Below are 8,362 nucleotides of genomic sequence, written 5' to 3' on the forward strand. Positions count from 1 at the left end.
GCATATTTGCGATAAATTCATTATGATTGCTTCCCCCTTTCCATTCCCACTTTGCGAAATAGAGATTTTTCTGTGGCAAATGAACAAACAACCCTGACCAATGTCGCCAAGGACACAGGTGAACTGATCCAGCAGGCAGGTGCCAAAACCACGCAGACTGTATTGGCCCATACTGAAAAATACCATGATGCCTATACCACGATTGACAAGATCATCGACAGTTTCTGGCAGCGGGTTCCCTATATCTGCATCGCGATTGCGGTGTTTATCATTTTTTGGCTGCTAACCAAGCTGTTTAAGTTCTTTATTCGCAAAACACTGGAAAATCGCAGTTACACCCGCCAGAACCTGGTATTGGTACTGAATCGGGTCGGCAGCACCTTTATCCTGTTCTTTGGTTTCCTGATCGCGCTGGTGATTGCCATTCCAGGCTTTACCCCAAGCCAACTGATTGGGGCGCTGGGGATTGGTTCGGTCGCCATTGGTTTTGCATTTAAGGACATCTTCCAGAATCTACTTTCAGGCGTACTGATTTTACTGGGGGAACCTTTCCGCATTGGTGATGACATTGTGGTGAATGGCATGGAGGGCAATGTTGAGGATATCCAGATTCGTGCCACATTCCTGCGTTCTCCAGATGGTCGCCGTATCGTCATTCCCAATGCGACGGTCTATACCAGTGCTGTGACAGTGAACAATGCCTACCAGCGCCGCCGTTGTGAGTTTATGGTCGGCATTGGCTATGAAGACAATATCCAGCAGGCCAAGGACATTATCCTGAAGATTCTGGACCATAACCGTAACGTGCTGAGTCAGCCTGCTTTTTCAGTGAATGTTACCGCACTGGCCGACTTCTCGATTAACCTGACGGTACGCTGGTGGGTCAACACCACCGAAACCTCAACTGGAACCTCAATCAGCGAGATTCAGGAACTGGTGGTGGCAGCCTTTGATGAACAGGGTATCTCAATTCCCTACCCTGTACAGGAAGTAAAAGTCGATCGTGGCGATCAGTCGGACAACGCCGAGCGCTCAGACAAACAACCGACCTAAAATAGATGATACCGCTGTTTCAGTACGCAAAATTCGGTTGCCAAGGCTCATGGCCTGGCAACCATTTTTTTGCAGTAAATCGACTTCATAGGGAATAAAGCCGCCTTCTGGCCCAACAATCAAATTACACGCATGATTAATTGCATAAGGCATTTGCTGTTCTGCATAGGGATGCGCCACATAGGCGGGCCGTTGTCCTGAAATAAAGCTTGGCAATATATCCTCAACAAAAGGTTTAAACCTTTTGTAAAGCTGGATTTCTGGTTCGATGGTGTCACCTGCCTGTTCCAGCCCCAGCGTCACATAATCATCCAGTTGCTGTAAAAATGGAGTTTGCCAATAACTCTTATCCACCCGATAGCTATGAATCAGGCTGATACGTTGCACACCCAGCGTCACCGCGTCCATGATGACACGGCGCAGCACCTTGGGACGTGGCAATGCCAGAATCAAATGCACAGGCAACTTTGCAGGTAAGGCTTCGGCCTGAATCGGCCTGAGTACAATATGTTGCTCTGAAATCGTTACAACTTCCGTGAGATGGCGTTGACCATTGCGAACACCGACCTTTAAGGTATCTCCAGCATTTAACTGAATATGCTGGCTTAAATGTTGCAGTTGTCTTGGATTTTCAATTTTCCAGAACTCGGATTGGGTTTGTTCAGCTTCAAGTAAAACAATATTCATGATGATGCGGTTTGCTGTAAATAGTGGTCAAGCAACTGGATATGTTTTTGTAGAGAACCCTTATTGCGCTGCAACACCTGCTGGGCATGAGCAACCAGTTGCTGGGTCTGGGCTGAATCATCCAGACAGCTTAAAAGCTGTTGTACCACTTGCTCGGCATTTTCCCCAATCAGGATGCCCTGTTCTGCCACAAACTCATCGACAATACTTTGGAAGTTAAAATAGCGAGGGCCAATCACCGTTGGGACATTCAATACCATCGGCTCCAAGATATTGTGTCCACCGCCTGGTTCATTCAGTGAACCACCAACAAAACAAACTTGACTTAAGCTATACCATAGCCACATCTCGCCCATACTATCGGCAAGAAAGACTTGAGTATCGGGCTGAATCATCTGTTGAAGACTACGGCGTTGAGTATTTAAATTTAAACTTTGGCAAACTTTATAGACCTCATCAAAACGTTCAGGATGGCGGGGCACCACGATACAAAGTAAATTCGGATTTGTATTTAAATGGGCTTGTAATTTTTTTAACAGGTTTTCTTCTTCAGGCGCATGGGTACTTGCCAATGTGATCACCTGACGATCCGCCAATTGCCACTGCTGTTTCAATTGTTCCGCCTGCTGGATATAGTGTGATGGTGCTTCAATATCAAACTTGATATTGCCCACCACCTGACTTTTGGCCTGATCCAAGCCTAAAGCCACATAACGCTGTTGTGTGGCTGCATCCTGTGCCAACAACCAAGTCAGTTGCTGCAACATCGGCTGGGTAAGGCGGAGAACCTTGCCATAACCTTTGGCCGATTTTTCAGAAAGTCGGGCATTCAGCAAGATACACGGAATCTGCCGTTGCCGTGCTTCCGCAATCAAATTTGGCCAGATTTCAGTTTCAACCAAGGCCAACAGTCGAGGTCGGTAGAGATCGAAAAATTGTCTGAGCAAAGTTTTCTGGTCAACTGGCAAATATACTGCCTGAAATAAATTTGAATATTTTTCAGCAAATAATGACTTGGCTCGTGCCTGTCCTGTTTTTGTGGTATTGGTCACCAACACAGGATGACCTTGTTTTAAATAATGCTCAATCAAGGGCTGTGCGGCATTGGTCTCACCCACTGACACGACATGAAACCAGATTGCATTGACATTTTTAGGTGGCTGGAAAGGCCCGAAACGCTCGACACATTCCTGCTGGAACAGCACCTCATTTTCCGCCCGTTGTCTTATTTTCCAGCGATAGAGCGGCTTGAGACATACCAGTAAAAAGTTATACCAGAACGGGGTTTGCTGTACTGCGTTGTGCTGCGCCATCCGAGACCAAGATTTACAATTTGATTTCGTTCATTATGCGGAAATTGATGGGGTTTTGACAATTTATAATTGTGGAAACGACCATTGACCCAATCGGCTGAAACAAAAAATGATAGGCTAATACACCAAGAAAAATATCTTTGAGAAAAACCATGCAGCCTGATTGGTCCGACCAGATTAGACCACCCCAACCAGAAAAAAGTCATTATCCAGCACGTAGCCCGATTAAAGTTATGCTGCCTTTCTTGTTGTTGGCGCTACTGTGCTGCCTATGGGCGCTGTTTGCCAGTCATCTTGAAGCGCTGATGACCGCCAGTTTCCTGATCGGTGTTCCATTTATCATTGGGGCATTGATCGCCTATATCCAGAACTATCAGCATGCAGTTTCCTTTGTGCAGTCCTTTAAAGTGATTTGTATTTTTCTGGTGGTGTTGCTGCTGTTTGCCATCATCGTGCTGCATGAGGGTGCGATTTGTGTGGCGATCATGACCCCAATTTTATTTGTGGGCATGTTGCTGGGCGCAGCCGTGATGAAATGGCTGTGTCATTTTATCTGGAAACCGAATAAAGCCATTTATAGCATTGCCTTGCTGCCTTTTATCCTGCTGACCTTACCAGAGAAAACCCAACTGCATTATGATCAGGTGGCAAAAAGCATTGTGGTTGATGCACCTGCTGAAGTGATTTGGTATCAGCTTAACCATGCCCATGATATTCGACCAGAGGAATTTAAACCCAGTCTGCTATATTCCATCGGTGTGCCCTATCCTGTTTCAGGCATCACCAAAACCACAGATGAGGGGCTGATTCGTTATTCGACCTGGCAAAAAGATATTCATTTTGATGAAATCATCCAACAGTCCAAACCGAACCAATATTTAAGCTGGACCTATCGCTTTGCGCCAGATTCGATCCCCAAAGGTGCGCTGGATGATCATGTCAGTATTGGGGGGAAATATTTTGATCTTAAATATACTTCTTTTGAACTGACCCCGATCAATCCGCAACAAACCAGAGTGACCTTAAAAATAGACTATCGCATCAGTACCGAAGTGAATTTCTACGCCAATCGCGTTGCGCAACTGATGGTGCATGATTTTTCCAATGTGATTCTGGATTTTTATAAGAATCGCAGTGAACAGGCGGTAGTGCAGCAAAGTAAGTCTTAAAATTAAACGAATATCGGGCGGATGATTATCCACCCGATATTCATATTTTTATGAGAATGATACAGGGCATGATCGAAACTATGCCGAATAAAAACGCAGCCTATGCTTCCAGTTGTTCAAAAACAGGATAATCGGTATAACCTTCTGCACCTGCACCATATAAAGTTTCGAACTGAATTTGATTTAAAGGCAAATCATTTTCCAGACGTTCCAATAAATCAGGATTGGCAATATAAGGTTTACCAAATGAAACTGCATCCGCCTGTCCAGTAGCCAAAATACGATTCGCTGATTCGGCAGTTAAGTTTTCATTGGCAATCCACACGCCTTTAAATTTTGGGCGAAGTTGCGGCTGTAGACTATCTTTCGCCTCATATTCACGGGTGAAAATAAAGGCCACATTGCGCTGATCAAGCTGTTCAACCACATAACCAAACGTAGCCAGTGGATTGTCATCACCCATGTCATGCGAATCACCACGCGGTGCCAGATGCACACCAACTCGACCCGCACCCCATACTTCAATAAAGGCATCAACCACCTGTAGAAGTAAACGGGCGCGGTTTTCAATTGAACCACCGTATTCATCTTCACGTATATTGGTTGAACTTTGCAGGAACTGGTCAATCAGGTAGCCATTGGCCGCATGTAGCTCAACACCGTCAAAACCAGACGCTTTGGCAAGTTCAGCAGCATTCTTATATTGCGCGACAATATCCTGAATTTCTTCATGGGACAAGGCACGAGGCGTGACAAAAGGACGTTTTGGACGAAGCAGGCTCACCTCACCTGCGGGCTGGATTGCACTTGGAGCCACAGGTGTATCACCATCCAATAGGTCTGGATGTGAAATACGTCCCACATGCCAGAGCTGAACCACAATTTTGGAACCCTGTGCATGCACCGCATCCACAATTTTATGCCATGCCTGCGCCTGTTCCTGTGACCACAGACCAGGTGTGTTGGCATAACCCACCGCTTTTGGGCTAATCACCGTTGCTTCCGTAATGATTAAACCTGCATTGGCACGTTGCTGGTAATATTCCACCATCAAGTTATTTGGAATACGCTCCACACCACTGCGCGCTCTGGTCAGGGGTGCCAAAACCAGACGGTTTTTAATCGTGAAATCACCCACTTGCAGCGTAGAATTTAGTTCAGCCATGATCGCCTCAACTTCACTTTTTCAGTCGTGCTGGGCTTATGCAACACGGTATTAAAGTGTTTGTTTTAAATGTTCGATGTATTGCTGAATCAAAGCTTCATTGCGGGTAAAATATGACCATTGTCCATATTTCTCAACCTTGATCAAACCCGCCTGCTGTAACACAGACAAATGATTCGACATGGTCGATTGCGCCACCTTGCCTAAACGTTCGATGTGTCCTGCACATACGCCACGTTCAAAACTGCCACCACATTCCTGCACAGGCAAAAATTGCTCAGGCTGTTTCAGCCATTGCAAAATCTGCCGACGTAATGGATTTGCTAAGGCCTTGCTGATTACATCAATATCCATAGACTCACCACGTTTCTCAACAGGCAAAGCTTTGTTCAGCACCTGAATTCATTATATCGAATTTTTTAAATATTAATATCCATTTTTTTCGATATTAATATCATATTTTTTCGATTAACAAATCTGTGCTGAACGAGATTGCCGTTTTAAGCTGACTAAATTTATAGCCCCTGTTTCAGACTTGCTTCAATAAACCTGTCCAGATCACCATCCAGCACCGCCTTGGTGTTGGAGTTCTCCACACCTGTACGCAAGTCCTTAATCCGTGAGTCATCCAGAACATAGGAACGAATCTGGCTACCCCAGCCAATGTCCGACTTGGAGTCTTCCAGCGCCTGAGCCGCCTCATTACGTTTGCTCATTTCCAGTTCATAGAGTTTGGCACGTAACTGTTTCCAGGCATGGTCACGGTTGGCATGCTGTGAACGCTGGTTCTGGCACGCCACCACAATACCTGTTGGGGCGTGGGTCAAACGTACCGCGGAGTCAGTTTTGTTAATGTGCTGACCACCCGCACCCGACGCACGGTAGGTATCGGTACGGACATCGGATGGATTGATGTCAATTTCGATGTTGTCATCAATCTCTGGCGATACAAACACTGCCGAGAATGAGGTATGACGGTTGTTGTTACTGTCAAATGGCGACTTACGCACTAAACGGTGTACACCACTTTCAGTTCGCAACCAGCCATAGGCAAACTCGCCATCAACACGGATGGTTGCCGACTTAATGCCCGCCACATCACCATCAGAGACTTCCATCAATTCAGCCTTAAAGCCATGACGTTCAATCCAGCGCAGATACATACGCAATAACATGGATGCCCAGTCCTGTGCCTCCGTCCCACCTGAACCTGACTGGATTTCAAGGAAGCAAGGGTTTGGGTCCATTGGATTGCTAAACATACGGCGGAATTCAAGATTTCCCAATGCCTGTTCGGCACTGTCCAGTTCGGCCTGCACATCGGTGAGTAAACTTTCATCATCGGCCTCAACCGCAAGATCCAGCATGGCCTTGGCATCGTCCAACTGTTCCGCAAGACGGTCAAACACACCTAAAGTATTTTCTAAACTGCCCTTTTCCTTGGCAATCGCTTGGGCACGATTTTGATCATTCCAGATTGCAGGGTCTTCTAGTTCTCTTAAAACTTCTTCTAAACGCTCAGCCTTTAGATCGTAGTCAAAGATACCCCCGTAGTGTCTGGCTACGATCAGTTAAATCTTTCAATTGGTTTAGATACGGATTAATTTCCACGCGTCTTTTCTCTCAATATTTTTCACACAATTTACTATTTTAACATAACTGCCCTATACGACACAGCCACCTGATTTCGACAAGTTTTATTGATAATGAAAAATATTTAGAGCATTTTTTCTGATGGATTAATATTTACGCTTATCTGTTTTTTTCATAGAAATGAGTAAAAATTACACGAAAAACACCAATATACACAATATCTCCTAAGTTTTAATAAATCAAAACATTTAAAAATTATTAATAATAATCAAAAAGATAAAATGTCAATTTTACAAGTCATTTACATTTTTAATGTTAAATTACCTTCCAGCGATTGACGATCATTTTTTTTCCACTAGACTAAAAGTTGTAACAAAACGTGTAATCAATATTCACTTGGTTCATTATCTCAAAAGGGGCATAACCATGAAAAAATTAGCAATTGCATCGGCACTTTTATCTGTACTTGCAGTGACAGGAACCGCTCATGCGTATCAAGCTGAAGTGGGTGGTTCATATACCTATACAGATTGGGACGATTTTGATAGCACAAACAATTTTGGTGTGGATGGGACTTATTATTTCAATCCTGTGCAAACCCGTAACGCACCACTTGCTGAGGCTGCGTTCTTAAACCGTGCCAGCAACGTGAATGCAAAGATTGACTACGCCAGCAATAGCGGTGTGAAAAACTCTGAATATGGCGCTGGGGTTGAATACTTCGTACCGAACAGCGACTTTTACTTAAGTGGTCGTTTGGGCCGTACCGAACTTGAAGTGGACAACACCCCAGTGGATCGAAAAGTAACGACCTATGGCGCTGAAGTGGGTTATTTACCAGCACCAGGCTTGTTGCTTGCATTGGGTGTGACTGGCTACGATGAGAAAGACGGTAAAGATGGTGCAGACCCAACCGTGCGTGCCAAATACGTGACTCAGGTAGGTGGCAATGACGTCAACCTTGAAGCCTACGGTGCGTTTGGTGACCTGGATGAATACCGAGTTAAGGGTGACTACTATCTTGACAAAACCCTCAGTGTTGGCGCTGACTACTACAACAACGACTTAACTGATCGTGATGAGTGGGGTATTTCTGCGAAGAAATTCTTCAACCAGCAGGTCAGCCTTGAAGGTCGTATTGGCTTCGGTGATGACTACAATACCTATGGTATCCGTGGTGCATACCGCTTCTAATTCTCTCCAGAGAGAATATAGGGTCTGCTGAACTCTCACAGACGCTAAGGAATCCACCCTGTGAACTGCACCCCGAAAGTTGGACACTCTTAGTCTAATTTGAAGGGTGCTTTTTAATGGCTAAATACAGCAAAGCATTAAAACTGAAAGTTGTTCAACATTACTTATCAGGTTATAGCTTTTCAGCA

At 45.0% G+C, this 8,362-nt stretch carries 8 protein-coding genes; 3 read left to right on the top strand and 5 right to left on the bottom strand.

Annotated features, from left to right (window positions below; all coding sequences use genetic code 11):
• The first annotated feature begins 72 nt into the window (after nucleotides 1-72).
• Complete coding sequence (locus QTA56_RS10305; RefSeq protein WP_267980861.1) at nucleotides 73-1,053, top strand: mechanosensitive ion channel family protein; 981 nt, start codon at nucleotides 73-75, stop codon at nucleotides 1,051-1,053.
• Here QTA56_RS10305 and QTA56_RS10310 read toward each other — a convergent pair.
• Nucleotides 1,033-1,740, bottom strand: coding sequence for a 16S rRNA (uracil(1498)-N(3))-methyltransferase (locus QTA56_RS10310; protein ID WP_267980862.1), 708 nt, complete (start codon nucleotides 1,738-1,740; stop codon nucleotides 1,033-1,035). The two genes, QTA56_RS10305 and QTA56_RS10310, sit on opposite strands and share 21 nt — an antisense overlap.
• Nucleotides 1,737-3,053, bottom strand: coding sequence for a 3-deoxy-D-manno-octulosonic acid transferase (locus tag QTA56_RS10315; protein WP_267980863.1), 1,317 nt, complete (start codon nucleotides 3,051-3,053; stop codon nucleotides 1,737-1,739). Before QTA56_RS10315 ends, QTA56_RS10310 begins: the two co-directional genes overlap by 4 nt.
• Before the next feature lie 152 nt (nucleotides 3,054-3,205).
• Between QTA56_RS10315 and QTA56_RS10320 the strand changes: the two genes are divergently transcribed.
• Nucleotides 3,206-4,222, top strand: coding sequence for an SRPBCC family protein (locus tag QTA56_RS10320; protein ID WP_267980864.1), 1,017 nt, complete (start codon nucleotides 3,206-3,208; stop codon nucleotides 4,220-4,222).
• Between the two features lie 100 nt (nucleotides 4,223-4,322).
• On the opposite strand, the gene QTA56_RS10325 is transcribed toward QTA56_RS10320, so the two are convergent.
• The 3 genes from QTA56_RS10325 to prfB form a co-directional block, all read right to left on the bottom strand.
• Nucleotides 4,323-5,387 carry an alkene reductase gene (locus QTA56_RS10325; protein WP_267980865.1) on the bottom strand — a complete coding sequence of 355 codons (1,065 nt, stop codon included), beginning with the start codon at nucleotides 5,385-5,387 and terminating at the stop codon, nucleotides 4,323-4,325.
• 51 nt (nucleotides 5,388-5,438) lie between these two features.
• Nucleotides 5,439-5,741, bottom strand: a complete 303-nt coding sequence (locus QTA56_RS10330) for an ArsR/SmtB family transcription factor (RefSeq protein WP_038346460.1) — start codon at nucleotides 5,739-5,741, stop codon at nucleotides 5,439-5,441.
• Nucleotides 5,742-5,902: 161 nt separating this feature from the next.
• Nucleotides 5,903-6,998 (bottom strand): peptide chain release factor 2 gene (gene prfB, locus QTA56_RS10335; protein WP_267980866.1). Its coding sequence is split into 2 segments (ribosomal slippage): nucleotides 5,903-6,925 and nucleotides 6,927-6,998, totalling 1,095 coding nucleotides; the frame shifts between segments, so codons are not numbered across the junction.
• 408 nt (nucleotides 6,999-7,406) lie between these two features.
• On the opposite strand from prfB, the gene QTA56_RS10340 reads away from it, so the two are divergent.
• Nucleotides 7,407-8,174, top strand: a complete 768-nt coding sequence (locus QTA56_RS10340; protein ID WP_004769952.1) for a putative porin — start codon at nucleotides 7,407-7,409, stop codon at nucleotides 8,172-8,174.
• Nucleotides 8,175-8,362 lie beyond the last annotated feature (188 nt).

It is taken from the genome of Acinetobacter thutiue, assembly GCF_030385805.1.
Taxonomy (GTDB): Bacteria; Pseudomonadota; Gammaproteobacteria; order Pseudomonadales; family Moraxellaceae; genus Acinetobacter; species Acinetobacter corruptisaponis.

What these genes read in the sequence shown, in the direction of transcription:
- QTA56_RS10340 (WP_004769952.1), top strand. Translation starts at nt 7,407, where the DNA reads ATGAAAAAATTAGCAATTGCATCGGCACTTTTATCTGTACTTGCAGTG.
- QTA56_RS10320 (WP_267980864.1), top strand. Translation starts at nt 3,206, where the DNA reads ATGCAGCCTGATTGGTCCGACCAGATTAGACCACCCCAACCAGAAAAA.
- QTA56_RS10330 (WP_038346460.1), bottom strand. Translation starts at nt 5,741, where the DNA reads ATGGATATTGATGTAATCAGCAAGGCCTTAGCAAATCCATTACGTCGG.
- QTA56_RS10310 (WP_267980862.1), bottom strand. Translation starts at nt 1,740, where the DNA reads ATGAATATTGTTTTACTTGAAGCTGAACAAACCCAATCCGAGTTCTGG.
- QTA56_RS10315 (WP_267980863.1), bottom strand. Translation starts at nt 3,053, where the DNA reads ATGGCGCAGCACAACGCAGTACAGCAAACCCCGTTCTGGTATAACTTT.
- QTA56_RS10325 (WP_267980865.1), bottom strand. Translation starts at nt 5,387, where the DNA reads ATGGCTGAACTAAATTCTACGCTGCAAGTGGGTGATTTCACGATTAAA.